This window comes from Nocardia coffeae (genome assembly GCF_019890715.1).
In the GTDB taxonomy this organism is placed as follows: Bacteria; Actinomycetota; Actinomycetes; order Mycobacteriales; family Mycobacteriaceae; genus Nocardia; species Nocardia jiangxiensis.
On the sequence record NZ_JAINZY010000012.1, the window covers coordinates 155,594 to 181,786 of the forward strand.

The 26,193-nt window shown below is 67.7% G+C and carries 19 protein-coding genes; 8 read left to right on the forward strand and 11 right to left on the reverse strand.

Translation table 11 applies throughout. The annotated features are described in order from the left end of the window. Positions 1-105 precede the first annotated feature (105 nt). The 3 genes from K7711_RS34545 to bioB form a co-directional block, all read right to left on the reverse strand. Entirely contained in the window at positions 106-795 is a 690-nt protein-coding gene (locus K7711_RS34545) for a DUF2567 domain-containing protein (protein WP_222974824.1), read from the reverse strand. Further along, entirely contained in the window at positions 795-1,004 is a 210-nt protein-coding gene (gene bsaP, locus K7711_RS34550; RefSeq protein ID WP_040821499.1) for a biotin synthase auxiliary protein BsaP, read from the reverse strand. Before bsaP ends, K7711_RS34545 begins: the two co-directional genes overlap by 1 nt. Positions 1,005-1,111: 107 nt before the next feature. Then, a complete protein-coding gene (gene bioB / locus K7711_RS34555; protein WP_222974826.1) occupies positions 1,112-2,131 on the reverse strand; it encodes a biotin synthase BioB in 1,020 nt (339 codons plus the stop codon). A gap of 133 nt (positions 2,132-2,264) precedes the next feature. Here bioB and K7711_RS34560 point away from each other — a divergent pair, with 133 nt between their 5' ends. Continuing rightward, positions 2,265-2,867 carry a TetR/AcrR family transcriptional regulator C-terminal domain-containing protein gene (locus K7711_RS34560; RefSeq protein WP_222974828.1) on the forward strand — a complete coding sequence of 201 codons (603 nt, stop codon included), beginning with the start codon at positions 2,265-2,267 and terminating at the stop codon, positions 2,865-2,867. An 86-nt stretch (positions 2,868-2,953) separates the two neighbouring features. On the opposite strand, the gene bioD is transcribed toward K7711_RS34560, so the two are convergent. From bioD to K7711_RS34575, 3 genes are all read right to left on the reverse strand, one after another. Continuing rightward, positions 2,954-3,637, reverse strand: coding sequence for a dethiobiotin synthase (gene bioD, locus K7711_RS34565; protein ID WP_222974830.1), 684 nt, complete (start codon positions 3,635-3,637; stop codon positions 2,954-2,956). A 32-nt stretch (positions 3,638-3,669) separates the two neighbouring features. After that, the gene (locus K7711_RS34570; protein ID WP_222974832.1) at positions 3,670-4,857 is read right to left on the reverse strand and encodes an 8-amino-7-oxononanoate synthase; all 1,188 of its coding nucleotides are present in this window, start codon (positions 4,855-4,857) and stop codon (positions 3,670-3,672) included. Positions 4,858-4,921: 64 nt separating this feature from the next. Next, positions 4,922-6,190 carry an adenosylmethionine--8-amino-7-oxononanoate transaminase gene (locus K7711_RS34575; RefSeq protein ID WP_222974834.1) on the reverse strand — a complete coding sequence of 423 codons (1,269 nt, stop codon included), beginning with the start codon at positions 6,188-6,190 and terminating at the stop codon, positions 4,922-4,924. 174 nt (positions 6,191-6,364) lie between these two features. Between K7711_RS34575 and K7711_RS34580 the strand changes: the two genes are divergently transcribed. From K7711_RS34580 to treY, 3 genes are all read left to right on the forward strand, one after another. Continuing rightward, positions 6,365-7,303 (forward strand): bifunctional helix-turn-helix transcriptional regulator/GNAT family N-acetyltransferase, encoded by a 939-nt coding sequence (locus K7711_RS34580; protein WP_222974836.1) that lies wholly within the window; start codon positions 6,365-6,367, stop codon positions 7,301-7,303. Between the two features lie 103 nt (positions 7,304-7,406). Beyond that, positions 7,407-9,575 (forward strand): glycogen debranching protein GlgX, encoded by a 2,169-nt coding sequence (glgX, locus tag K7711_RS34585; RefSeq protein WP_222974838.1) that lies wholly within the window; start codon positions 7,407-7,409, stop codon positions 9,573-9,575. A 35-nt stretch (positions 9,576-9,610) separates the two neighbouring features. Continuing rightward, positions 9,611-12,037, forward strand: coding sequence for a malto-oligosyltrehalose synthase (treY, locus tag K7711_RS34590; protein WP_222974841.1), 2,427 nt, complete (start codon positions 9,611-9,613; stop codon positions 12,035-12,037). 248 nt (positions 12,038-12,285) lie between these two features. Here the strand turns inward: treY and K7711_RS34595 are convergent, their stop codons facing one another. Continuing rightward, a complete protein-coding gene (locus tag K7711_RS34595) occupies positions 12,286-13,443 on the reverse strand; it encodes a T6SS phospholipase effector Tle1-like catalytic domain-containing protein (protein WP_222974843.1) in 1,158 nt (385 codons plus the stop codon). 233 nt (positions 13,444-13,676) lie between these two features. Here K7711_RS34595 and dnaE point away from each other — a divergent pair, with 233 nt between their 5' ends. Beyond that, positions 13,677-17,222, forward strand: a complete 3,546-nt coding sequence (gene dnaE / locus K7711_RS34600; protein ID WP_308015081.1) for a DNA polymerase III subunit alpha — start codon at positions 13,677-13,679, stop codon at positions 17,220-17,222. 200 nt (positions 17,223-17,422) lie between these two features. Here dnaE and K7711_RS34605 read toward each other — a convergent pair whose 3' ends face one another. Both K7711_RS34605 and K7711_RS34610 read right to left on the reverse strand, forming a co-directional pair. Further along, positions 17,423-18,370 carry a LacI family DNA-binding transcriptional regulator gene (locus tag K7711_RS34605; RefSeq protein WP_308015082.1) on the reverse strand — a complete coding sequence of 316 codons (948 nt, stop codon included), beginning with the start codon at positions 18,368-18,370 and terminating at the stop codon, positions 17,423-17,425. Between the two features lie 427 nt (positions 18,371-18,797). Continuing rightward, entirely contained in the window at positions 18,798-19,031 is a 234-nt protein-coding gene (locus tag K7711_RS34610) for a hypothetical protein (RefSeq protein ID WP_222974845.1), read from the reverse strand. Positions 19,032-19,203: 172 nt separating this feature from the next. On the opposite strand from K7711_RS34610, the gene ilvA reads away from it, so the two are divergent. Beyond that, positions 19,204-20,559, forward strand: coding sequence for a threonine ammonia-lyase IlvA (gene ilvA, locus K7711_RS34615; RefSeq protein WP_222974846.1), 1,356 nt, complete (start codon positions 19,204-19,206; stop codon positions 20,557-20,559). 251 nt (positions 20,560-20,810) lie between these two features. Here ilvA and K7711_RS34620 read toward each other — a convergent pair whose 3' ends face one another. After that, positions 20,811-22,061 carry a serine hydrolase domain-containing protein gene (locus K7711_RS34620; protein WP_222974848.1) on the reverse strand — a complete coding sequence of 417 codons (1,251 nt, stop codon included), beginning with the start codon at positions 22,059-22,061 and terminating at the stop codon, positions 20,811-20,813. Positions 22,062-22,105: 44 nt separating this feature from the next. Here K7711_RS34620 and K7711_RS34625 point away from each other — a divergent pair, with 44 nt between their 5' ends. Next, complete coding sequence (locus K7711_RS34625) at positions 22,106-23,506, forward strand: alpha/beta hydrolase family protein (RefSeq protein WP_222974850.1); 1,401 nt, start codon at positions 22,106-22,108, stop codon at positions 23,504-23,506. A gap of 12 nt (positions 23,507-23,518) precedes the next feature. On the opposite strand, the gene treZ is transcribed toward K7711_RS34625, so the two are convergent. Continuing rightward, positions 23,519-25,267, reverse strand: a complete 1,749-nt coding sequence (gene treZ / locus K7711_RS34630; RefSeq protein ID WP_222974852.1) for a malto-oligosyltrehalose trehalohydrolase — start codon at positions 25,265-25,267, stop codon at positions 23,519-23,521. A gap of 301 nt (positions 25,268-25,568) precedes the next feature. Between treZ and K7711_RS34635 the strand changes: the two genes are divergently transcribed. Continuing rightward, complete coding sequence (locus K7711_RS34635; RefSeq protein ID WP_222974854.1) at positions 25,569-26,186, forward strand: class I SAM-dependent methyltransferase; 618 nt, start codon at positions 25,569-25,571, stop codon at positions 26,184-26,186. Positions 26,187-26,193: the final 7 nt, after the last annotated feature.

Here is a 26,193-nt window from a genome sequence, read left to right on the forward strand (position 1 = left end):
CCCCGACCGGGAGACTCGTCCATCGTCTCGTGTCATCGGTCGACACCAGCGGCTTACCATGCGCCGCGGACCGCAAGGATTCGGAGATGGCCGCTGATCAGTGATTCAGCGGGAGTCGGCGCCCTCGAAGGGGCCGGTCTGGCCCAGTGAGATGCCATTCGCCACCGGCGTCCCGTAGGGACCGTAGGAGATCTCGGAGGTGTAGGCGGGATACACGGGGCCCACTCCGAGGTCTTCGGAGGTGCTCAAAGCGGCGACCAGGAGGATCACCAGGGCCGCGAACAACGGTTGGACCAGCACGACCGTCCACGCTCCGGCGGAGAGGTCCGAGTGGATCCAGTGCTCGACGAGGTTGCGCCAGCCATCGACCGTGGGCGGCATGGCGACGATGGTGTGCAGCGGCGGATTCGACGAGTGCGGATGCATCCAGCGGGCGACCAGTTCACCGAACCAGGACATCAGTTCCGCGCCGACGAGTGAGGCGAACAGCAAGGCGCACTGCATGATCGGGCCGCGCACCCGGCGCAGCCGCCACACCGCGGCGGCGGTCAGCACACCGACCACCATCGCGACGCACACGAACAGAGCCATCGCGTCGAAACGGTGCGCGCTCTCCCCCGTCAGCGCCGCACCGCGGCCGGGCTGCACGACGACGACGCGTTCGGTCGGGGCGAGCACCGCCCAGACCACGCCGCCGATCGCGCTGACCAGCAGCACCGCGAGTACCACTGCGAGCGCGGCGCGCACTTCACGCCGCCGCGAGGCGGGCGGTCCGGCGACACCCTGCTGGACCATCAGCGACGATCCAGGGATTTCGAATCGACCACGCCGTGCCGGGAACACTTGGCCCACCAGCCCTCGGGGTGCACCTGCACGATCATCCGGCGTCCGCACTGCTCACAGAACCGCGGCGGCTCGAGGCCCAGCGCGGCTGCCGCGGGGACCGGATCATCCAGGCCCGCGACGATTCGCTTACCCGTGAACGGGTTGTAGCGCTCTTCCATATCGACGACCACTTCTGCGAAAACCCCTCGATGAAGTGCAGCGGTAGGGCTGCTCGACAATACCTTCACCGTACCGGCGGTCCGCGCCCGGCTCGGTCACGGCGCGATCAGAGAGTTTCGTTGAGCGCCTTGATCGGCATCTTCAGCTCACCCAGCAGGTCCAGGTCGGCCTCGGCGGGACGGCCCAGCGTGGTCAGGTAGTTGCCGACGATGACGGCGTTGATGCCGCCGAGGATGCCCTGCTTGGCGCCCAGATCACCGAGGGTGATCTCCCGGCCGCCCGCGAAACGCAGGATGGTGCGCGGCAACGCGAGCCGGAAGGCGGCCACGGCCTTGAGCGCCTCGGCCGCGGGCAGCACCTCGAGATCCCCGAACGGGGTGCCCGGACGCGGGTTCAGGAAGTTCAGCGGCACCTCGTCGGGCTCGAGTTCGGCCAGCTGCGCGGCGAACTCGGCACGCTGCTCGATGGTCTCACCCATGCCGAGGATGCCGCCGCAGCACACCTCCATACCGGCCTCGCGCACCATGCGCAGGGTGCCCCAGCGCTCCTCCCAGGTGTGCGTGGTGACCACGTTCGGGAAGTGCGACTTTGAGGTTTCCAGGTTGTGGTTGTAGCGGTGCACGCCCATCGCGGCGAGCTGGTCGACCTGCTCCTGGTTGAGCATGCCCAGCGAGCAGGCGACCTGGATGTCGACCTCGTTGCGGATGGCCTCGACGCCGGCCGCGACCTGCGCCATCAGCCGCTCGTCCGGGCCGCGCACGGCCGCGACGATGCAGAATTCGGTCGCGCCGGTCTTGGCGGTCTGCTTGGCGGCCTCGACCAGCGAGGGGATATCCAGCCAGGCCGCACGCACGGGCGACTGGAACAGGCCCGACTGCGAGCAGAAGTGGCAGTCCTCGGGACAGCCGCCGGTCTTGAGCGAGATGATGCCCTCGACCTCGACCTCGGGACCGCACCAGCGCATCCGCACCTCGTGCGCCAGGCCCAGCAGCTCCTCGAGCCGATCATCCCCGAGCCGCAGCACCTCGACGGTCTGCTCCTGGGTGAGTCCGACGCCGCGCTCGAGCACCTGCTCGCGAGCGGTCGCCAGAATATCGACGTCGGTCTTGACGGGTGCCTGGGTCACAGCACGAATCCCTTCTTCTGGCCGGGGCGGCCGCGCAACGTGAACAATGTACTTGAACGGTGTTCAGGCTAAGGTACCTGCAGACAGGAAGTCAAAGCTCGTAAAAAAGAAGGTCGTCAGAAAGGGCCACCCCGTGCAGTTGCACCGCACCGACGTCGTCGACGGAGCCGTCGCCATACTCGACCAGTACGGACTGGCCGATCTGACGATGCGCCGGCTGGCGACCTCCCTGCACGTCCAACCCGGGGCGCTGTACTGGCACTTCCCCAACAAACAGGCCCTGCTCGGCGCGGTGGCCGATCGGATTCTCGCGCCGATGGAGGACACGGTCGATGCGGACGACTGGTCCGGACAGGTCACCGAACTCGCCCATCGGCTGCGCTCGTGCCTGCTGGCCTACCGCGATGGGGCCGAGGTGGTCTCGGCCACCTACGCCTCCCGCCTGACCACCAGCAAGGGCCGGGAACGGTTGGCCGGGGCGCTGATTCGCGGCGGGATGACTCGCGAAGAGGCCGATCAGGCCGCCTACACACTGCTGTACTACGTGCTGGGCGGGACGGTGGACGAGCAGTCGCGCATGCAGATGGATTCGGCGGGCGCGCTGGCCGAGGAGTCCTCGCCGGTGCACGAATCACTCACCGACGGCGAAACACCCAGTGCCACCGATCGTTTCGATTTCGGTCTGCAATTGTTCCTCGGCGGTGTGCGGCACCTGCTGGGCAGCCGGGTGCGCTGAGCACCGGCCCGGCGGCGATCAGGCCGAGGGCCTTAGCTCGGACCCGGCGAAGCGAACCGACTCGATGCGGCCACCCTCGGTGACGATCACGCTGTGAGATAGCGCTGCGTCCACGCGGGCTCGAACCAGCCCGGGGCGGACTTCGCGAAACGTTCCGGAGTCCAGCGGCCCGCACCCTCCGGAATGCTGCCGACCAGGTCCACACCGGTGACCGCGGGCAGATCGGCACGGTTGCAGTCGGAGGCCAGATCCGGTGCGACGGGCCAGGATCCGATGACCAGACCCGCGCAGGGCACGCCCGCGGCGGACAACGCACGGGTGGTCAGCTCACTGTGATTGAGGGTGCCCAGGCCCGCGGCGGCGACCACCAGCACGGGCGCGTTCATCTTCTGGGCCAGATCCAGCACCGTGAAATCGCCCATCCGGACCAGCAGTCCGCCCGCACCCTCCACCAGCGTCAGATCGGCGTCGGCGAGCGACTCCACGCCCGCGACCGTCTCGGTCAGGGTCAGCAGCGGACTGCCGCAGCGACGGGCGGCGGTGTCGGGGGCGAGCGGGTCCGGATAGCGGGCCAATTCCAGTGTGCGCGTGACACCGGCGAGCCTGCCGACCTCGGCGAGATCGCCTGGCTCGCCCGGCTGCACACCGGTCTGGGCCGGTTTGCAGACCGCCACCGAACGTCCGGCCGAGCGCGCCGCGGCCGCCAGCGCCGCGGTGACGATCGTCTTGCCGACATCGGTCGACGTGCCGGTCACGATCAGAACACTCACGAGATCCTCACTCCTACAGCAGGAAACAACGTTTACGACGCGGACGCGGACACACCGGCGGGTTGCGGCTCCCGATCCAGCGTTCCGGCGCGCGCCTGCGCCAGCACCTCGCCGAGAACCGTTGCGATGGTATCCATCTCGGCATCGGTGAGATCCGCGCGCGCGGTCAGCCGCAGCCGCGAGGTGCCCTCGGGCACCGACGGCGGGCGGAAGCATCCGACGTTCAGTCCGCGCTCCCGGCATTCACAGGCGGCGTCGTAGGCGACCTGCGCCCGACCGAGCACCACCGACACCACGGCCGAATCCGGCTGCGACACACCGGCGATACGCGCGATCTGCGCCGCGCGGGTCAGCACGCGCCCGCCCATCTCCGGATCCCGGCGCAACAGTCCCAGTGCCGCGCGCGCCGCGCCGACGGCCGCCGGGGCCAGACCGGTATCGAAGATGAACGTGCGCGCCGAATCGATCAGATGCGCCCGCACGCGCTCGCTGGACAGCACCGCACCACCTTGCGCGGCAAGGGCTTTGGACAGTGTCGCGGTGACGATCAGATCGGGCAGCCCGGCCAGGCCCACCTCGTGCACCAGCCCGCGCCCGCCCTCGCCGCGCACGCCGATACCGTGCGCCTCGTCGACGATCAGCACCGCGCCGTTGGCGCTGACCACGCGATGCAGATCGGTCAGCGGCGCGAGATCACCGTCGGCACTGAACACCGAATCGGTGAGCACCAGCGCCCGCTCCTCGGTGCGCTCGGCCAGCAGGCGATCCACCGCGTCGACGTCACAGTGCGGGGCGATCTCGACCCGGGCCCGGGAGAGGCGGCAGGCGTCGACCAGCGAGGCGTGGCTGCCCGCATCGGACACCACCAGGGATCCGCGCCCGGCCAGTGCCGTGACCACCCCGAGGTTGGCGGCGTATCCGGTGGCGAACACCAATCCCGCCTCCGCGCCGACGAATTCGGCCAGTTCGGCCTCGAATTCCTCGTGCGCGGTCGTCGTCCCGGTCACCAACCGCGACCCGGTCGACCCGGTTCCCCAGGTGCGCACGGCATCGACCGCGGCGGCGATCACCTCGGGATGCCGGGACAGCCCCAGATAGTCGTTGGAGGCCAGATCGATCGCCGCGGACCGCGGCCGGCGCGCCCGCAGTTCCCGCCGCAGTCCGGCACTCACCCGCGCGGTGGCCCGCTCGTCCAACCAGCTCAACGGATCGCTACTCACAGGAGAGAAGCATACTTGAACGCCGTTCAGGAGCAAGGCTGGGTATGTTTCGGCTCGAACGCACTCAGCTCGCGGCGGCGGCGACCACGCCCGCGGTGATGCGCGCGATATCGTCCGGACTGCTGATGAACGGCGGCATCGTGTAGACGAGGTTGCGGAAGGGCCGCAGCCAGACCCCGGCATCCACGGCGGCGTGCGTGGCCTTGCGCATATCGACCGGATGATCGAGTTCCACGACGCCGATCGCGCCCTGCACCCGGACCTCCACCACGCCCGGAACTTCTTGCGCCGCAGCCAATCCGGCGGTCAGCCGGGCCTCGATCCCGGCGACCTCGCCGTACCAGTCGCGCGAGAGCAGCAGTTCGATCGAGGCGACCGCGACCGCGCAGGCCAGCGGGTTGCCCATGAAGGTCGGCCCGTGCATGAGCCCGCCGTGCCCGGCGCTGATCGTCTCGGCGATCCGCGAGGTGCACAGGGTCGCGGCCAGCGTCAGATATCCGCCGGTGAGGGCCTTGCCGACGCACATGACGTCGGGGCGCACGCCGACCCTTTCCGCGGCGAAGAACGTGCCGGTGCGGCCGAATCCGGTGGCGATCTCGTCGAACACCAGCAGGATGCCGTGTTCGTCGCAGAGGCGGCGCAGGTCGTTCAGATAGTCCGGGTGATGAAAACGCATACCGCCCGCGCCCTGCACGATCGGTTCCACGATCACCGCGGCGGTCTCGTCCGCGTGTTCGGCCAGCAGACGTTCCAGTTCGCGGACGTACTGCGGCTCGTATTCCTTCGGCGGGACGGGGGCGAAGATCTGCTCGCTGAGCACATCGGTCCACAGCGAATGCATGCCGCCCTCGGGATCGCACACGCTCATCGGGGTGAAGGTGTCGCCGTGGTAGCCGCCGCGCCAGGTGAACAGCCGCCGCTTGCCCGGCTTGCCCAGCGCCCGCCAGTACTGCAGGCACATCTTGGCGGCCACCTCGACCGACACCGAACCCGAGTCGCACAGGAAGACCTTGTCCAGCCCGTCAGGGGTGTGCTCGACCAGCAACTGACACAGTCGCGCCGCGGGTTCGTGGGTCAGGCCGCCGAACATGACGTGACTCATCCGCTGTGCCTGTTCGGTCAGCGCCGCGTCCAGCACCGGATGCCGGTAACCGTGCACCGCGGCCCACCAGGAGCTCATCCCGTCGACCAACTCGCGGCCGTCGGCCAGGGTGAGTTTGGTTCCGGCGGCGGAGGCGACGACCAGCGGTTCGGTCGGAGCCGGGAAACCGCCGTAGGGATGCCAGACGTGTGCGGCGTCCAGCGCGGTGATCTCGTCGGGGGTCAGTGCCACGGCAATCCTTCACGAAGGCGTCCTTGAACGTCGTTCAAGTTACCATCGGCGACCCACTCCCCCGCATCTGCATGCGAAAACCGGTTCATACACGAAGGTCGCAGAGCTATCTTTTGACGGAGTCAAAGAATATTCTGACCGAGTCAAGGATCAGCGAACCGGAAGCGGAGCCTCATGAACACCGTCAGCACGAGTGCCGAAGTCGCCGCCGAGCACATCGATGCCGTCCGCGAATTCAATCGCCGCTACACCCGATTGATCGGCGTCCTGCACGAACACCTCGTCGATACCGACTACTCGCTGACCGAAGCGCGAATCCTGTTCGAACTGGCCCACTCCGAAACCGCGGACGTGGTCGAACTGCGCCGGAGCCTGGACCTGGATCCCGGTTATCTGAGCCGCATCCTGGCCCGTTTCGCACAGGACGGACTCGTCGGACGACGACGCAGCGATCAGGACGCGCGACGCCAGCAGGTGCAGCTCACCGACCGGGGCCGCGCGGTCTTCGCCGATCTGGACGAGCGCTCCAGCCGCGGCGTCGCCGACCTGCTCGCGGACCATCCCGCCGCCGACCACACTCGCCTGGTCGAGGCCATGCACACCATCGAGGCGATTCTGGACGGGCACGAGGCACCGGTGCGCGTCCGCGAGCCCCGCCCCGGGGACTACGGCTGGGTGATCGCCAGAAACGCCGCCCTCTACGCCGCCGAATACGGCTGGGACGGCAGCTACGAAACCCTCGTCGCGCGGATCGTGACCGGGTTCCTGGAGTCACACGACCCGCACACCGAGCACGCCTGGATCGCCGAATCCGGCGGCGAACGGCTCGGCGCGGTGTTCTGCATGCACGAGGACGACGACACCGCCCGGCTGCGGTTGCTCCTGGTGGAACCGTCCGCACGCGGTCGGGGCGTGGGTACCGCACTGGTCCGGCACTGCCTCGAGTTCGCCACCGCCGCCGGATACCGCGAGATGGTGCTGTGGACCAACGACGTGCTGACCTCGGCCCGGCACATCTATCAGCGGGCCGGATTCGAACTCGCCGAGTCCGAACCGCACCACAGCTTCGGCAAGGATCTGCTCGGGCAGACCTGGCGGCGCGCACTGCGCTGAGCACCGCGCGGCGTGATTGCGCCACCGCCCGAGATGCGTGCAATGCCACATCTCGCGGCCCACCCGCACCGGGTACCCAGCGACGCCCATTACTGTCGAAGGCATGGTTGCACCCGACGCACTCGGTGAGGTCGCGCCGCTCGGCGTCTGGCCGGGCACCGCGTACCCGTTGGGAGCCACCTACGACGGAGCCGGAACCAACTTCTCCCTCTTCTCCGAGGTCGCCGAGCGGGTGGAATTGTGCCTGATCGGACGGGACGGCGCGGAGGTCCGCATCCCGCTCGAGGAAGTCGACGGCTACGTCTGGCACGCGTACGTGCCCACGATCGGCCCCGGGCAACGCTACGGCTTCCGGGTGCACGGTCCGTTCGAACCCGAGCGCGGGCTGCGCTGCGATCCGAGCAAACTGTTGCTGGACCCGTACGGCAAGGCGTTCACGGGCGAGTTCGGCAACGATCCGTCGCTCTACACGCCGGGCCGGGACTCGCTGGGGCACACCATGACCGGCGTGGTGATCAACCCGTACTTCGACTGGGCCGACGACCGCGCGCCGCGGCGGCCCTACCACGAGACGGTCATCTACGAAGCGCACGTCAAGGGGATGACGATGACGCATCCGCAGGTGCCGCCCGAACTGCGCGGAACCTATGCCGGGATGGCGCATCCGGCGATCGTCGATCATCTCGTCGGACTGGGCGTCACCGCGGTCGAGCTGATGCCGGTGCACCAGTTCGTGCACGACCGCCTACTGCTGGACAAGGGGCTGCGAAACTACTGGGGGTACAACAGTTTCGGCTATCTGGCCCCGCATCACGAATACGCCGCCGATCCGCGCGCCGGGGCAGCGGTCACCGAATTCAAGGCCATGGTGCGGGCACTGCACGCCGGGGGGATCGAAGTGATTCTCGACGTGGTCTACAACCACACCGGTGAAGGCAATCACCTGGGACCGACCCTGTGCCTGCGCGGCATCGACAACGCCGCGTACTACCGTCTGGCACAGGATGATCCGCAGCACTACGTCGACTACACCGGCACCGGCAACAGCCTCAACGTGCGTCATCCGCACACCTTGCAGCTGATCATGGATTCGCTGCGCTACTGGGTGCTGGAGATGCACGTGGACGGATTCCGCTTCGACCTGGCCGCCACCCTGGCCCGCGAACTGCACGACGTCGACCGGCTGTCCACCTTCTTCGATCTGGTGCAGCAGGATCCGGTGGTCAGTCAGGTCAAACTCATCGCCGAACCCTGGGACGTCGGCGAGGGCGGCTATCAGGTCGGCAACTTCCCGAGTCTGTGGACCGAGTGGAACGGCAAATACCGTGACACCGTGCGAGATTACTGGCGCGGTGAACCGGCGACGCTGGGCGAGTTCGCCTCTCGGCTGACCGGCTCGTCGGATCTGTACGAGGCCACCGGCCGCCGCCCCGGGGCCAGTATCAACTTCGTCACCGCGCACGACGGGTTCACGCTCCGGGATCTGGTGTCGTACAACGACAAACACAATCAGGACAACGGCGAGGACAATCGCGACGGCGAGAACTACAACCGATCCTGGAACTGCGGCGTGGAGGGTCCGACCGACGACCCCGGAGTCCTGGCGCTGCGAGATCGCCAGACGCGCAACATGATCGCCACCCTCGCACTCTCACAGGGCACCCCGATGCTGCTGCACGGCGACGAGATGGGCCGCACCCAGCTCGGCAACAACAACGCCTACTGCCAGGACTCCGCGCTGTCCTGGGTGGATTGGTCTCTGGCGCAGAAGAACTCGGACCTGCTGCGGTTCACCCGCGCCGCCCTGGCACTGCGCACCGAGCATCCGGTGTTCCGCCGCCGCCGCTTCTTCGACGGCCGACCCGGCGCGGACGACGACCGCGACGGTCGCCTGGACGCCCCCGACATCGCCTGGCTCACCCCCTCCGGAGCCGAGATGACCGCCGCGGACTGGGATTCCGGATTCGGTCGCACGCTGGCGGTCTTCCTGAACGGCTCGCGGATCAACGAGCCGGGACCGCGCGGCGAGCGCATCCGGGACGATTCGTTCCTGCTGTGTTTCAACGCCCACGACTCCCCCATCGAGTTCACCCTGCCGGGACCGGATTTCGGCACCCGGTGGTCGGTGGCCCTGGATTGTTCGACCCCCACCGGACACGCACCGATCGACTACGACACGCCGGCCGTGGTCGAGGTGCCCGACCGTTGTCTGCTGGTATTGCGCCGGACCGACCGGCACGATGCGCAGGAGCCGACGTGGGCGAGGATGTAGGGCCGCACGCACGCCATGATGAGATCAAGACAGAGATGACAGAATTCGCTTCCACCGAGTCCCACACCACACCGGTGCTCCGGCAGACGAACGTCCGCAGCACCTATCGGTTGCAACTGCGACCGGATGCGTTGACCTTCGCCGATGCCCGTGCGATCGCGGAATACCTCCAGCAACTGGGCATCTCGCATCTGTATCTGTCCCCGGTCATGAGTGCGATGCGCGGTTCCGCACACGGCTACGATGTCACCGATCCGACGACGGTGTCCGCCGCACTGGGCGGCCCGTCCGGGCTCAAAGCCCTGTCGGACGAGTTGCGCAGCCGCGGAATGGGTTTGATCGTCGATCTGGTGCCGAACCACGTCGGGGTGAGCGATCCGCGACAGAACCCGTGGTGGTGGGACGTGCTGTGCCACGGCCGCAAATCCCAGTTCGCCCACTTCTTCGACATCGACTGGTCTCCGAGCAACGGCGCGGGCGGTCGCCTCGCGTTGCCGGTGCTGCAGAACGAGAACGATCCGGCCGCACTGACCGTCGATCGCAGCGGCCCGGAACCGATGCTGGCACTGCACGATCTGCGCTTCCCCATCGCCCCGGGCACCGACGGGGAGAACGCGCTGCGGATCCACGACAAGCAGCACTACCGCCTGGTCAGCTGGAAGGCCGGGATCTGCACCTACCGCCGGTTCTTCTCGGTGTCGAGCCTGGCGGCGATCCGGCAGGAGGATCCGGCGGTCTTCGAGATCACCCACCGCGAACTGTCCGCCTGGTGTGAACACGATGTGATCGACGGTGTGCGCGTGGATCATCCGGACGGTCTGGCCCATCCCGCGGCCTATCTGGCCCGCCTGCGACGGCTGATCGGCCCGCATCGGCTGCTGATGGTGGAGAAGGTGCTCTCCAATCGCGAGCCGCTCGACGCGATGCTGCCCATCGACGGCACCACCGGCTACGACGCACTGGCGGACCTGGGCGGGGTGCTGATCGATGCGGACGGCGAGAAGGCTCTCACCGAGCTGTCACGCAAGTACTGCGGGCACGGCAGCAACGGCGCGTGGATCGGCAACAACGAACATCGCATCAAACGCGCCGTGGCCGAGACGATGCTGGTGCCCGAGATCCGCAGGCTCGTCGCCGCGATCAAGCGCGACGCGGGAGTCAGCGGCATCGACACCGTGCCGATCAGCGATATGGCGCTGACCAACGCCACCATCGAGGTGCTCTCGTTCATGCCGGTGTACCGCACCGACTACGCACCGCTGGCGGGGATGATCACCGCGGTGGTCCAGAAGGTGTGCAAACGCAACAGCGAGTTGACCGCACCGCTGTCGGTGCTGGTCACCGCGCTGGCGGCGAACGGCGAGGCGGCCGTGCGGCTGCATCAGGTGTGCGGGGCGGTGACCGCCAAGGCGGTCGAGGACACCATGTACTACCAGGGCGCGCGACTGGTCTCGCTGCAGGAGGTGGGCGGCAATCCGGCCCGGTTCGGCCGGTCGGTGCTGGAGTTCCATCTCGCCAATTCCGAACGCGCCCAACGCTGGCCCGCCACGATGACGACGCTGAGCACGCACGACACCAAACGCGGCGAGGACGTGCGCGCCCGGATCGGGGTGCTGTCCCAGGCCGCGGAGCTGTGGGCCGAATCGGTGCCCCGCTGGTTCGAGAACACTCCGCCGCCGGACGAGGCGACGGCGCTGTTCCTGCTGCAGAACATGTTCGGCATGTGGCCCAACGACGGGCGGCCCGCCGCGACGGTCGCGGGCCTGCGCGAGCGGCTGCATCTGTTCGCGGAGAAAGCGGCTCGCGAAGCAGGCACCAAAACCTCCTGGGAGGAACCGGATCTCGAATTCGAGTCCGCGCTGCACCAGTGGATCGACGCGGTGATCGACGGCCAGGTCGGCGGCGGACTGTCGGAGACGGTGATCAAGCTCGCACCGCACGCGTGGTCGGATGCGTTGTCGCAGAAGCTGCTTCAGCTCTGCGGCCCCGGCATCCCGGACATCTACCAGGGTTGTGAACTCTGGGAGGATTCACTCGTCGATCCGGACAACCGTCGCCCGGTCGATTTCGGTCATCGCCTCTCGATGCTGCAATCGCTCACCGGCACACCGGAATTGGATTCCAGCGGCGCGGCCAAGATGTGGATCGTGGCCTACGCGCTGTGGCTGCGGCGCGAACGTCCCGAATGCTTCGTCGGCGGGGCGTACACGCCGCTGTTCGCCGCGGGCGACCGCGCCGGACATCTGATCGCCTACGCCCGCGGCCGGGTGGACGAGCCGCCGCAGGTGATCGTGGCCGCCACCCGCCACAGCGTCCGGCTGAACGAAACCGGCTGGGGCGATGCGGCATTGGACCTACCGCCGGGCACCTGGACCGATCGCCTCACCGGGCACACCTTCACCACGCGCGTTCGCTTGGAGAAGCTGTTCACCCGGCTACCGGTAGCGCTGCTGGTGCGGTAATTTTGGCCTCCGCTTCGCTCCGGCGGGTTTTCGGCGCTGTAAGGCTCGTCGTTCAGCCCTCGAGACTCGGCCTTCGGCCATGCGCTTCGAGGGCTGAACCACGAGCCCGCGCCGAAAACCCTTGGGGTGTTCTTATTGAGCCTTTCGCTTCGCGGGCGATTTCCAGCGAACGGAGACGCTTCGCCGTCCGGGCACGTTGCGCGGCGCTTTAGTGGTGAGACATCTCATCGATCGGGGTGGTGTCGTCGTCAGGCCGGGACCTGTTCCTGCCCGGCGGGACTCGGTGTGGCAGTGGGATTTCCGGTGTGCTCGACGGGGATGTGGTCACCGCACTCCTGCCCCCAGCGCTGCACGTTCGGGGGGTCGTATTCCGTATGCGGTTTCGCGCAGGAGGCCAGGTACACGCGCTTGTCCTCGGGTGCGGCCAGCCGACGCCAGGCATCCCGGTAGAACCGCGGATTGCGTGGATTGAACAGCCGTCCGATCAGGTTGGTGAACCGGTAGCCGACGGTCAGGTTGTTACTCGGATGTACCGGCCCGGTGGCGGTTTCGCCGCGCTCGAAGATCTTGGCCAGCAGGTCGTCGTCGAATTCCAGACCCTGTTCGCGCGCCTCGCGCACCATCCACCGCAACGTCCGGTCCGAGAGCCGGCTGTCGGGCATTCCACCGCCGATATCGGTGTGGCAGCCCTCGAACCACACCTGCTTGACCCGATCGGGCCGCTGCTGGGTGACCCCGGCCTCGTCGGTGACCTCCCACAGGCAGGGCTCATAGATGCGTCGCCGCTCGTCGACGGCCAGTGCTTGACGCGCGGTGTGCACGCCCGGCGACAGCCGCAGATCGTGGAATCGATAGCGCCACGAGGTGATTCCGGGAACGCCCATCGCGCCGACGGTGTCGAAGACGCCGACGAACTTGACCGGCACCGGACTGTGGCAGTACCGGGAGCGGAACTCGGCCCACTCGGGCGGATCCGCGTCGTCCGGATGTTCCTTGCGCTGCCGGAAGATCCGCATCGCCTCCGGATACCGGCCGTCGATCATCGCCTCGGCGGTCAGCAGACCGATCCGGTTGATCAGACCGGTGAGACTGCGGGCGATGTAGGCGCCGCGGCTGAATCCGAAGACGAAGATCTCGTCACCGGGTTCCCAGTTCAGCACCAACTGCCAGTACATGGTGGACAGCCCCGCGTCCAGACCGAGGCCGAACGCACCGCCGAGGTATTTGTCGAGAAGGTACCCGCGCGAGCCGGGCCCATCGGTGTAGAACACCCGCTGCCCGACCGAACCCCCGGCTTCCGCCGTGATGTCCAACCGGAGCGATTCCGCGATCTTGACGACGTTGGACACCAACGGATTGCTCGCCGATCCCCAGGTGCCGTCACAGCACACAACCAGACGTTTCATAACTGGATCCTCCCGCCCCACGCATAAGCCTTGCGCGCGTAGCGAACTACCCGAATCGTCCCGGGGATCTCGCGCACACGCACATCATTCCCCCAAAACCCCTGCCGTACACACTGGTTTTCGGCATCGGGCACGCGTATCCGACACGACCGCACTGCTATCACATGCCCTTTCCCGCGGACCCTCGACCACCTCCGGCGATTCCTGTCGTACCCGGGGCATAATCTCTACCCGTGTCAGCCTCGGGATTCGTTCACCTCCACAACCACACCGAGTACTCGATGCTCGACGGCGCGGCGAAGATAACGCCCCTGTTCAAGGAGGCCGAGCGGCTCGGCATGACCGCCGTCGGCATGACCGACCACGGCAACATGTTCGGCGCCTCGGAGTTCTACAACTCGGCCAAGAAGCAGGGCATCAAGCCGATCATCGGCATCGAGGCGTACATCGCGCCCGAGTCGCGGTTCAACACCAAACGTGTCCAGTGGGGTGATCCGAGCCAGAAGGGTGACGACGTCTCGGGTTCGGGCGCCTACACCCACATGACGATGGTCGCGGAGAACGCGACCGGTCTGCGCAACCTGTTCAAGCTCTCCTCGCTGGCCTCGATCGAGGGTCAGCTCGGCAAGTGGTCGCGTATGGACGCGGAGATCATCGCCGAGCACGCCGAGGGCATCATCGCCACCACCGGCTGCCCCTCGGGCGAGGTGCAGACCCGGCTGCGCCTGGGCCACGAGCGCGAGGCGCTGGAGGCCGCCGCCAAATGGCAGGAGATCTTCGGTAAGGAGAACTTCTTCCTCGAGGTGATGGACCACGGCCTGTCCATCGAGACGCGGGTGCGCCAGGGCCTGCTCGAGGTCGGCCGGAAGCTGGACATTCCCGCGCTGGCCACCAACGACTGCCACTACGTGCACGAGACCGACTCCACCAACCACGAAGCGCTGCTGTGCATTCAGACCGGCAAGACGCTCTCGGACCCGACCCGCTTCAAATTCGACGGCAGCGGCTACTACCTCAAGTCCGCCGACGAAATGCGCGCGATCTGGGACGCCGAGGTGCCCGGCGCCTGCGACAACACGGTGTGGATCGGCGAGCGGGTGCAGTCCTACGACGACGTGTGGACACACCGCGACCGGATGCCGATCTTCCCGGTGCCCGAGGGGCACGATCAGGCCAGCTGGCTGCGTGAGGAAGTGCGCCGCGGTCTGGATCGCCGCTTTCCGGGTGGCCCGCCGCAGAAGTACATCGATCAGGTCGAATACGAGATCGGCGTCATCCTGGAGATGGGCTTCCCGGCCTACTTCCTGGTCGTCGGCGACTTGATCAACCACGCGCGCGACGTCGGCATCCGCGTCGGCCCCGGCCGTGGTTCCGCGGCGGGTTCGCTGGTCGCCTTCGCGCTGGGCATCACCAATATCGACCCGCTGCCGCACGGTCTGCTGTTCGAGCGGTTCCTGAACCCCGAGCGCGTGTCGATGCCCGATATCGATATCGACTTCGACGATCGCCGCCGCGGTGAGATGGTGCGCTACGCCTCGGAGAAGTGGGGCACCGACCGCGTCGCCCAGGTCATCACCTTCGGCACCATCAAAACCAAGGCCGCGCTGAAGGATTCGGCCCGAGTCCTGCACGGTCAGCCCGGTTTCGCGATCGCCGACCAGATCACCAAGGCGCTGCCGCCGCCGATCATGGCCAAGGACATCTCGGTCTCGGGCATCACCGATCCCGAGCACGAGCGGTACAAGGAAGCCGCCGAGGTCCGCACCCTGATCGAGACCAATCCGGAGATCGCCAAGATCTATCAGACGGCCAAGGGACTCGAGGGCCTGATCCGCAACGCAGGCGTGCACGCCTGCGCGGTCATCATGTCCTCCGAGCCGCTCACCGACGCGATCCCGGTGTGGAAGCGCGCGCAGGACGGCGCCATCATCACCGGCTGGGACTACCCGTCGTGTGAGGCCATCGGCCTGCTGAAGATGGACTTCCTGGGCCTGCGCAACCTCACGGTGATCGGTGACGCGCTGGACAACATCAAGGCCAACCGCGGCGTCGAACTCGACATGGACAATCTGCCGCTGGACGATCCCGCCACCTTCGAATTGCTGTCGCGCGGCGACACTCTCGGCGTGTTCCAGCTCGATGGTGGGCCCATGCGAGATCTGCTGCGCCGCATGCAGCCCACCGCGTTCGAGGACATCGTGGCGGTCGGCGCGCTGTACCGCCCCGGCCCGATGGGCATGAACGCGCACAACGACTACGCCGACCGCAAGAACGACCGGCAAGAGGTCAAGCCGATCCATCCGGAGCTCGAGGAGCCGCTGAAGGACATCCTGGGTGAGACCTTCGGCCTGATCGTCTATCAAGAGCAGATCATGCACGTCGCGCAGAAGGTGGCCGGATACTCGCTCGGCCGAGCGGACATTCTGCGCCGCGCGATGGGTAAGAAGAAGGCCGAGGTCCTCGAGGCGGAGTTCGAGGGCTTCGAGAAGGGCATGCTGGAGAACGGATTCTCCAAGGCCTCGATCAAGGCGCTGTGGGACACCATCCTCCCGTTCGCCGGATACGCGTTCAACAAATCGCACGCCGCCGCCTACGGCCTGGTGTCGTACTGGACCGCGTATCTGAAGGCGAACTATCCGGCCGAATACATGGCCGCCCTGCTCACCAGCGTCGGCGACGACAAGGACAAGGCCGCGGTCTACCTGTCCGACTGCCGTCGCCTCGGGATCACGGTGCTGCCGCCGGATGTGAACGAGTCCGAGCACAACTTCGCCTCGGTCGGCGCGGATATCCGGTTCGGGCTGGGTGCGGTGCGCAACGTCGGCGCGAACGTGGTGGCCTCGATCATCGCCGCCCGCAAGGAGAAGTCGAAGTACACCGACTTCTCCGATTACCTGAACAAGATCGACACCGTCGCCTGCACCAAGAAGGTCACCGAATCCCTCATCAAGGCAGGCGCTTTCGACTCGCTCGATCATCCCCGCAAGGGGCTGCTGCTGGTGCACTCCGATGCCATCGACGCGGTGATGTCCACCAAGAAGGCCGAGGCGATCGGCCAGTTCGACCTGTTCGGCGGGCTGGACGACGGTGACGAATCGATGGCCTCGGTCTTCGATGTGAAGGTGCCCGACGAGGAGTGGGAGTCCAAGCACAAGCTCGCGCTGGAGCGGGAGATGCTGGGGCTGTACGTGTCCGGGCATCCGCTCAACGGTGTCGAGCACGTCCTCGCGGCACAGGCGGATACGCCGATTCCGGCGATTCTGCAGGGCGATGTCAAGGACGGCGCGCAGGTCACCATCGGCGGCATCCTGGCCTCGGTGAACCGCCGCGTCAACAAGAACGGCCTGCCCTGGGCCTCGGCCCAGCTCGAGGATCTCACCGGTGGGATCGAGGTGCTGTTCTTCCCGCAGTCCTATTCGGTGTACGGCATGGACATCGTCGACGACGCCGTGGTGCTGGTCAAGGCCCGCGTCTCGGTCCGCGACGACCGGGTCTCCCTGATCGCCAACGATCTGGTGGTACCTGATCTGTCCGCGATCGGCGTGGAGAAACCCCTCGCCGTCACCATCCCGACCCGCCTGTGCACCCCGGACAAGGTCAGCGCCCTCAAGCGCGTGCTGTCCAGCCACCCCGGCACCGCCGACGTCCACATCCGCCACGTCGGATCCCGGGAGAAGACAACCCTGCTCAAGGTCGCCGACAACCTGCGCGTCTCCCCGTCCTCCGCCCTCATGGGCGACCTGAAGGCGCTGCTCGGCCCGGGGTGCCTGGCCGGTTAGCCGATGGATCCGACGACAGAGCCTCCGCATCCGACCGATGGATGCGGTGGCTCTGTCGCTTCAGCGCAGCTGTGTGCGGATGCACCGGGACGGCTCGGTCGACAGGAGACCTAGTGCGGCGGCGGGGCGGTGCTTTCGCGAACGACGATGGTGGGCACGACCGGGGGCGGTTCGGGGACGTCGGTGTCGGATTCGAGGAGTTAGAGCAGCAGTTGCATGCTGCGGCGGCCTACCTCGTCGAAGTCCTGGCGCATGGTGGTCAGCGGCGGGGTCAGGTAGGCGGCTTCGGGGATGTCGTCGAAGCCGACGACCGAAACGTCCTCCGGGACACGGATACCGCGTTCGGCGAAGGCGCGCAGCAGGCCCAGGGCCATCTGGTCGTTGGCCGCGAAGACCGCGGTGACCCCGGTCTGGGCGGCCAGCACCACGCCCGCCTCGTAGCCCGAGCGGGCGCTCCAGTCGCCGCCGATCAGCGGTGGGATCTCCGCGCCGGCCGCCTCCAGGGCGCGCCGCCAGCCCTCGGCACGATCGCGCGCCTCGAGCCAACCGGCCGGGCCGGAGACGTGCCAGACCGTGCGATGTCCCAGGTCCAGCAGGTGCTGCACGGCCAGCCGGGTGCCCTCGAACTGGTCCACCGCCGCCGCGGGGAGTCCGGCGTCCTGTCCGGCCTCGACCGCGACGACGACCAGCTGGCGGGGCATCGAGTGCAAGGCGGCCGCGGTGGTCTGCTGCGGCGCGATGACGATCACCCCGTCCACTCCCTGATCGGCGAGGGTGTTGACCGCCGCCAGCACACTGGGCCGGTCCACGGTCTCCAGGGTGGCGATGCTGACGCCGTAACCCGCTGCGCGCGCGGCTCTTTCGATACCCAGCATCATCGACGCGGGACCGAAGAGCACGGTGTCGAAGGTGACCACGCCCAGCACCTTGGAACGGCGGCTGACCAGGCCACGGGCCATCGCATTGGGGCGATAGCCCAGCGCTTCGACGGCGGCCAGGACGCGTTCGCGCGTCTCGGCGCGCACCTGAGGGCTGTCGTTCAGCACCCGCGAGACGGTCTGATGTGACACACCGGCCAGTTTGGCCACATCCGTCATCACCGCCGGACGGCCTGCCTTTCCCGGGGGGCGCCCGTTCCGGTCTCTCACATCCCCACCTTCCGTGCCGGACTACCGGCGTCGATCCATGATTCAGGTTAGCGCCCGCGCCTGCCGCACCGACCGGCTGCCCGTGACGAGGCGAATCACTCTGCGCCTCAAGCGATACCGGTGGCGGCGTAGCTCGCGTCGTTGCGGAGCCGGATTCCGGACAGGACAATGTTAACGATCACACGGCCGGAATTCGGGGATCCGGACCGGCGAGCTCGAACACGAACCGGAAGCGACTGCCGCCCAAGACATCCCGTCGTACATCTCGACACACCGGGGCGCATTTTCAACATCAACAGCGTTTCGTCGAGAGACGCGGCTTCGTTACGCACGGAGAGAAAAGTCTGGAAACCTCACGCCGGACATGCCCCACCGCGTAGCATCCGCCGGTACCGACGACGTACCGCGCGGGCCGGGATGCGGAGAGTCAGCGAGCCGGACGGTTCGAGCGAACGACGACGGCCGCGATCCAGCGCGCTGCGGCGACCGTGGCGGCGGTAAGGACGGCAACCTGCGGCGACCCGGTGACCAGTGCCAACACGAGACCGGCCACTACCCCCAGGGCCAGCGCCTCGAGCTTGTACAGCGGCCACTGCGAGCCGGCGATGTCGACCTTCCGGACACCGCGGGCGACGGTCTGCGGGGGGTTCACCACGGTCATCTTGTCAGGGTACACGGATTACCAAGTTCGGGCTACCGAACTTTTCTTTCCAGGGTTGCCGGAGACCGACGAGGTCATCGCCGGGACCGGCGGTTATCGAGCTACCTACCCGGCCGATGCGGGGACGGCGGGCGCACGCGACCCTCCGTCGCGGCCCGGATAGCATGTTCGGGTGTCCCAACCGCTTGATATCGCAGAAAAGCTGACCGGTCCGCTGCCCGAACTGAGCGCGGACGAGATCGACGCGGCCGCCAAGCGAATTTCGGACATTATCGAGCCGACCCCACTACAGCGGATCGAACGGCTCTCGGCGCTGACGGGTGCGGAGGTCTACGTCAAGCGCGAGGACCTCACGGCCGTGCGCTCCTACAAACTCCGCGGCGCATACAACCTGATCGTGCAGCTCACCGACGCCGAACGAGCAGCCGGGGTGGTGACGGCCAGCGCCGGAAACCATGCCCAGGGCGTCGCGTTCGCCTGCCGGGCGATGGGCATCGCCGGGCGCATCTACGTGCCGACCACGACGCCGAAGCAGAAACGCGACCGGATCCGGGCGCACGGCGGCGAATTCGTAGAACTGCACGCCATCGGCGACACGTTCGACGCCGCGGCCGCCGCGGCCGCCGCGGATGTGGCCCGCACGGGCGCGACGATGGTGCCGCCCTTCGACGATCCCCGCACCGCCGCCGGACAGGGCACCATCGCCGCCGAGATCCTCGAACAGCTCGGCCGCGCACCGGATCTGGTGATCATTCCGGTCGGCGGCGGCGGCTGCCTCGCCGGGATCGGCACCTACCTGCGCGAACGCTCCCCCGCGACCGCCATTCTCGCGGTGGAACCGGCGGGAGCCGCCTCCATGACCGCCGCACTGGTGGCCGGAGGACCGGTGACACTGCCCGAGGTCGACCCGTTCGTCGACGGTGCGGCGGTGCGACGGATCGGCGATCTGCCCTACGCCGCGGTCTCCGCCTTCGGCGGCCGGGTCATCTCGCACGCCTCCCTGCCCCTGCTGACCGCGACCGAATCCCCCAGGGGCGCGGGCTCTTTCCGCATGATGCTGGTGGACGAGGGCGCGATCTGCACGGCCATGCTGGAGCTGTACCAGAACGAGGGCATCATCGCCGAACCCGCCGGCGCGTTGTCGGTGGCCGGCCTGGCCGAGATCGGCGTCACGCCGGGTTCGACCGTGGTGTGCCTGATTTCGGGCGGCAACAACGACGTCTCGCGCTACGGCGAGGTCATCGAGCGATCGCTCGTACATCAGGGCCTGAAGCACTATTTCCTGGTGGACTTTCCGCAGGAGCCGGGTGCGCTGCGCCGATTCCTGGACCAGGTCCTGGGCCCGGACGACGACATCACCCTGTTCGAATACGTCAAGCGCAACAACCGGGAGACCGGCGCCGCACTGGTCGGCGTCCAACTCGGCTCCCCCGACGGTCTGCACTCCCTGCTCGAGCGCATGCACGCCTCCCCGCTACAGTGCGAACGCCTCGATCCCGGCTCGCCCGCGTACCGCTATCTCACCTAGCCCCGCGCCCGGAAAGCGGGCGTGCGGTGTGATCGAAAGGTATTGCCCGAGTTGATGTGCCGGGAGGACACCAGGCGGTGTCCTCCCGGCCATCGGGAAAAGCCGTGCGCGCACGCTCAGCGCATATCGCGGGGGCCGGCTCCGAAACGTCCGCGGGTAGTCGTCGTCGGAGTCGACGCGGACCTGCCCGGGAGTGCAGTAGTAGACGCGAACCGGATGGATGACCGGCAGACGCCCGCCCGCAACGCGGGTCAGGCGGCGCCCAACGACTCGCCGAAGTCCCCGAGCGGCGGAACCGCGCGGGCGCCGCGCACGACCAGCGGGAGGATCCAGCTCGAAGCGATCTGGTCCCAGGCGAACCGGCTTCCGTCCAGGCGGTTGTGCACGAACCCGACGGACAGGCCCTGACGCGGCTCGGCCCAGCCGAACGATCCGCCCAGGCCGATGTGACCGAATCCGGCGCGCGATCCGGTGGTCGGCATCGAGTGGTAGCCCAGATGCCACATCATCGGCATGTAGAACAGCGTGCGGTCCAGACGGTAGGTCTCCACCTGACGCAGCGCGCGCACGGTGCGCGCGGACAGGTATCTGCGGCCGCCGATCATGCCGTCACCGAGCGCGCCGTACAGCGTGGCCAGTGCGGACGCGGTGCATACACCGTTGCCCGCACCCATCTCGGTGTCGAGGATCGGCGGCTCCACACCCTCCAGGATGGTCTCCACACCCGGCAGGAACAGTGATCGCGTGGCCGCACCGAGGGTGCCGGGAATCCCGTAGGCGTGGCCGAAGAACATCGCGCCCAGCGGTGCGCGCACCGCCGACAACCGCGAACCGGTCAGTGCCGCGACGGTTGTCGGCGAGCCCTGCGGAGGGCGGCCGAGATGGATACCGTCGATGCCGAGCGGTTCGGCGACCTCGATGCGGAAGAGTTCGGCCATGCTGCGGCCGGTGATCGCGCGAGCCAGCCCGGCCAGCAACCAGCCGAAGGTGAGCGCGTGATACGCCGGGACGCCCAGCAGCCGGTCGGGCGAGGCCGCGGCCAGCCGCTGTTCCATCAGCTCGTGGTCGAGCACATCGTCGGCCCCGACCGCTATCGACGGCAGGGCGGAGAGTCCGGCGCGGTGGGTCAGCAAGCGCCGCACCGTGATTCGTTCTTTTCCGGCGACGCCGAAATCCGGCCAGTACTCGGCGACGGGTGCGTCGTAGTCCAGCAGGCCGCGATCGGCGAGCCGGTGCACGACCGTGGCGGCGACTCCCTTGGTGGCGGAGAAAACGATGGCGCCGGTATCGCGTGACCAATCGGTGCCGGGCGATGCCTGCCCGGTCCAGATGTCCACGAGCGGTTCGCCGTGCCGCATGACCGTGAGACTGCCTCCCGCACCGGGGCGGCCGCCCACGAAAGTCGCGAAGGCGCGCACCAGCGGTGCGAATCCGGCGACCGCGGATCCACGCACCCCTTCGGGCATGGCCGCGAGGCCGGAAGAGAAAGCGTCGTTGCTCACATCTCCACGGTACGGGTGTCCGGTTCGTCCGGCTACGCTGAGTTATGCGATTGTTGCGGGTCCTGGGCCTGATTCTGCTGATCATCGCGGCCGCGGACGGCGCACCGCAGGCTCGTCGCCCCACTCCGGAGGAGACCGAGGATCCCGTGGCGGGCGACTGGACCGGGGCGCTCGAGATTCCCGGGCAGCCGCTCGCGCTGGGCGTCACCTTCGACGACGACAGCGCGACGCTCTCGATTCCGGCGCAGAGCCTGTTCGCGCACCCGCTCGCCCAGGTGCATGCCTCGCCGGAGAAGGTCGCCTTCGTCATTCCCGGCCTGCCCGGCACGCCCGCCTTCCAAGGTCACTACGACGCCGCGCGTTCGATGATCACCGGGACGTTCACCCAATCCGGCCACGACCTGCCGCTGACGCTGCACCGCGGCACGGTCCCGGTGCCGCCGCGTCCGCAGGAACCGGCCCCGCCGTGGCCCTACCGCTCCACGGATGTGACGTACCGCAGCGGCGACATCGCCATCGCCGGAACGCTCACACTCCCGTCGGCACCCGGTCCGCATCCGGCGGTGATTCTGCTCAACGGCAGCGGGAAGAACGACCGGAACGAGGAAGTGTTCGGGCACAAACCTTTTCTGCTGCTGGCCGATACGCTGACCCGGGCCGGATATGCGGTGCTGCGCACCGACAAGCGCGGCGTCGGCGGCACCGGCGGTGTATTGGCCGACGCCACCTACAACGATCTGGCCGGGGACGTCGTCGCGGGAGTGGATTTCCTGCGTTCGCAGCGGGACATCGACCCCGATCTCATCGGATTGCTCGGGCACAGCGAAGGCGGCTTCCTCGCGCCGCTGGTCGCCGCGGAGCCGCGGAACCGGATCGCATTCATGATCACCATGGCCGGTCCGGCGGCCTCCGGTAAGGAGGTCCTGCTCGCGCAGAATCGCGCGTTGCTCGCCGTCCGCAACGCATCCGCGGACGAGGTCGCCGCGCAGATCGGCTTCGTGGACACCCTCACCACACTCCTGCTCGACGGCGATCCGGACCGGGCCAGGCAGTACGCCATCGAACACAACGCCGCCCTCCCGCCGGAGCAACGCCAGCCCGAATCCGCCGTAGAACGGATCGTCAACGCGAACTTCGCCTCGTTCGTGGGCTGCGACCCGGCTGCGGCTCTGCGAGCCCTGCGCATGCCCGTGCTGGCGTTCTACGGTTCGATGGATCTGCAGGTTCCGGTCGATCAGAACGCGCCGTTGGCGCGGACTCTCCTGGCCGCGGACCCCGATGCCGACGTGCACGTCTTCGACGGCCTCAACCACCTCATGCAGCCCGCGACCACGGGCAGTCCGAACGAATACGGGCAGATCGAGATCACCATCGCCCCGGAGGTTCTGGCATACGTCACCGACTGGCTCGGCCGGCGCGTCCCGCCGGTGATCACAGGCCGGTAGCGGGCCCGTCGTTCATCTCGGGATCACTGTCCGGGCGGGTACCCCAGCCAGGAGTGCGAACGAGTGCACGGGAAGCGTTGTGTGCGAATCGGTTTGCTGTACGGGATCCCAGACCAGTAGAGGGTCGCCGGTGATCGGCAGCTGCACCGAGCGCTCGGACAGGTTGCAGGCGAGGTGGATGCCGTTGCGGTGCACGATGATCCAGCGTTCGGTCTCGTCGTACTCGACGGTGAGGCGGTCCAGCCGGGGGTCGGCGAGGCCCGGCTGGGTCCGGCGCAGGGTCAGTAGTGCGCGGTAGCAGGTCAGCAGGCGGGTATGGGTGGGTTTCTCCGGCTCGGACCAGTCCAGTTTCGAGCGGTGGAAGGTGGCCGGGTCCTGCGGGTCGGGGATATCCGCCGCAGGCCAGCCGTGATCGGCGAACTCGGCGACACGACCTTCGGCGACCGCGGCAGCCAACTCCGGCTCGGGGTGAGAGGTGAAGTACTGGAATGGAGTTCGCGCGCCCCACTCCTCCCCCATGAACAGCATCGGGGTATACGGCGAGGTCAGGATCAGAGCCGCTTGCACCGCGAGCCGACCGTCTGTGAGATAGGCCGACGGGCGATCGCCGAGGGCTCGATTACCGATCTGGTCGTGCGTGCAGGTGTACCCCAGCAGGGCGCTGCCCGGTAGGGTTCGCGTGTCCAACGGTCGGCCGTGGGTTCTGCCACGGAAGCTGGAATATGTTGCGGCGTGGAAGAATCCGTTCCGCAGGGTGTCCGCCAGACAGCGCATCGATCCGAAATCTGCGTAATATCCCTGCCTTTCACCCGATACAGCGGCGTGCACGGCGTGGTGCAGATCGTCGTTCCACTGGCCGTGCAGACCGAAACCGCCTGCCGCACACGGGGTTATCAGGCGCGGATCGTTCAGATCGCTCTCCGCGATCAAAGTCAGCGGGCGACCGAGCCGGGCGGACAACGCGGCGGTCTCGGTGGCCAACTCTTCCAGCAGCCCGATCGCGCGATGGTCCGCCAGGGCGTGCACCGCATCCAATCGCAGTGCGTCGATGTGGAATTCATCGAACCAGCGCAGCGCGTTACCGATGATGTAGCGGCGCACCTCGTCCGAATCGGGCCCGTCCAGATTCAGGCGCTGTCCCCACGTGTTCGATTCCGCGCCGAGATACGGCCCGAACCTCGGCAGGTAGTTGCCCGATGGACCGAGATGGTTGTAGACGACGTCCAATGCAACCGCCAAACCTCTTCCGTGGCAGGCATTCACGAATCGTTGCAGTCCGTCCGGGCCACCGTAGGGCTCGTGCACCGCGTACCACAACACACCGTCGTATCCCCAGTTCCACACCCCGTTGAAGGCGTTCACCGGCATCAATTCGACAGTCGTCACCCCCAGCTCCACCAGATGCCCCAGCCGCTCGATCGCCGCGTCGAACGTCCCCTCCGGCGTGAACGTCCCGATATGCAGCTCGTAGAACACCGATCCCGCCAATTGCCTTCCAGCCCAACCGGAATCGGTCCAGCCCACCGGATCCGGAACATACCGGGCCGATCGACCGTGCACCCCGTCCGGCTGCCGCGGCGATCGCGGATCCGGCAACACCACCGAATCATCGTCGAGCAGAAATCCGTACCGCGCCCCCACCCCCGCATCGACCTCCCCCGACCACCACCCACCCGGGTCGGCCCGCATCGGATGAATCACCCCGTCCACCTCGACGCGCACCCGCCCCGCCCCCGGCGCCCACACCTCGAACCGACTCACACCCTCACCTCTCCCAATTGCTTCGCCAGGCCGGACGCGCGCTCGACCGCGTATGCGGAGCCGCTCATCGTCGGACAACCGCCGCACCACTCGCACTCGCGGACCGCCATCATGCTTCGGATATTCGCTTGGTCATGAACACGCTCAACGGATCGGGCCGATAGTCGCCGAACGGCTCGCACGGCGCGAATCGTCGATGCGGATCTCCACCAGCCTCACGGTACCGAGGCTGGACGCGGATCTGGCAGTTGTCCGCCGCAAGATCGCAACTCAGGGCGGCGGATGGTGGCAGAGTCGAGGTATGGGTATCTACAGCGAACGGGTGCTGCCGCGGATCGTCGATGTGGCGTGTGGGCGGGCGCAGCACGATGGGCTTCGCCGGCGGACGGTGGCGGGGCTGCGCGGGCGGGTCGTGGAGATCGGGTTCGGGTCCGGGCGCAATGTGCCGTTCTATCCCGAGGCGGTGGAATCGGTGAGCGCGGTGGAACCGGCCGATCTGGGGTGGCGCCTGGCGAAGGAGCGGCTGGCCGCGGCGACCGTGCCGGTGCAGCGGGCCGGGCTGGACGGGCAGTCACTGCCGTTCGCGGACAACAGTTTCGACACGGCGCTGTCGACGTGGACCATGTGCACGATTCCGGATGTCGATGCGGCGCTTGCGGAATTGCGCCGGGTGCTGGTGCCGGGCGGGACGCTGCACTTCGTGGAGCACGGACTCGCGCCGGACGCCCCGGTACAGACCTGGCAGCATCGCCTGGATCCGGTGCAGCGCACGCTGTTCGGGGGATGTCATCTGGACCGTGATATTCGCGGCACGCTCGAACGCGCCGGATTCGAGATCCAGGACATCGACTGCTTCTACGAACAGCCGGGGCCGAAATTCCTTGCCGCACTGAGCCTCGGGGTCGCCGCATCGGCATGACCGCACT

What these genes read in the sequence shown, in the direction of transcription:
- K7711_RS34545 (WP_222974824.1), bottom strand. Translation starts at nt 795, where the DNA reads ATGGTCCAGCAGGGTGTCGCCGGACCGCCCGCCTCGCGGCGGCGTGAA.
- K7711_RS34625 (WP_222974850.1), top strand. Translation starts at nt 22,106, where the DNA reads ATGCGATTGTTGCGGGTCCTGGGCCTGATTCTGCTGATCATCGCGGCC.
- K7711_RS34595 (WP_222974843.1), bottom strand. Translation starts at nt 13,443, where the DNA reads ATGAAACGTCTGGTTGTGTGCTGTGACGGCACCTGGGGATCGGCGAGC.
- bsaP (WP_040821499.1), bottom strand. Translation starts at nt 1,004, where the DNA reads ATGGAAGAGCGCTACAACCCGTTCACGGGTAAGCGAATCGTCGCGGGC.
- K7711_RS34635 (WP_222974854.1), top strand. Translation starts at nt 25,569, where the DNA reads ATGGGTATCTACAGCGAACGGGTGCTGCCGCGGATCGTCGATGTGGCG.
- glgX (WP_222974838.1), top strand. Translation starts at nt 7,407, where the DNA reads ATGGTTGCACCCGACGCACTCGGTGAGGTCGCGCCGCTCGGCGTCTGG.
- treY (WP_222974841.1), top strand. Translation starts at nt 9,611, where the DNA reads ATGACAGAATTCGCTTCCACCGAGTCCCACACCACACCGGTGCTCCGG.
- K7711_RS34580 (WP_222974836.1), top strand. Translation starts at nt 6,365, where the DNA reads ATGAACACCGTCAGCACGAGTGCCGAAGTCGCCGCCGAGCACATCGAT.
- K7711_RS34610 (WP_222974845.1), bottom strand. Translation starts at nt 19,031, where the DNA reads ATGACCGTGGTGAACCCCCCGCAGACCGTCGCCCGCGGTGTCCGGAAG.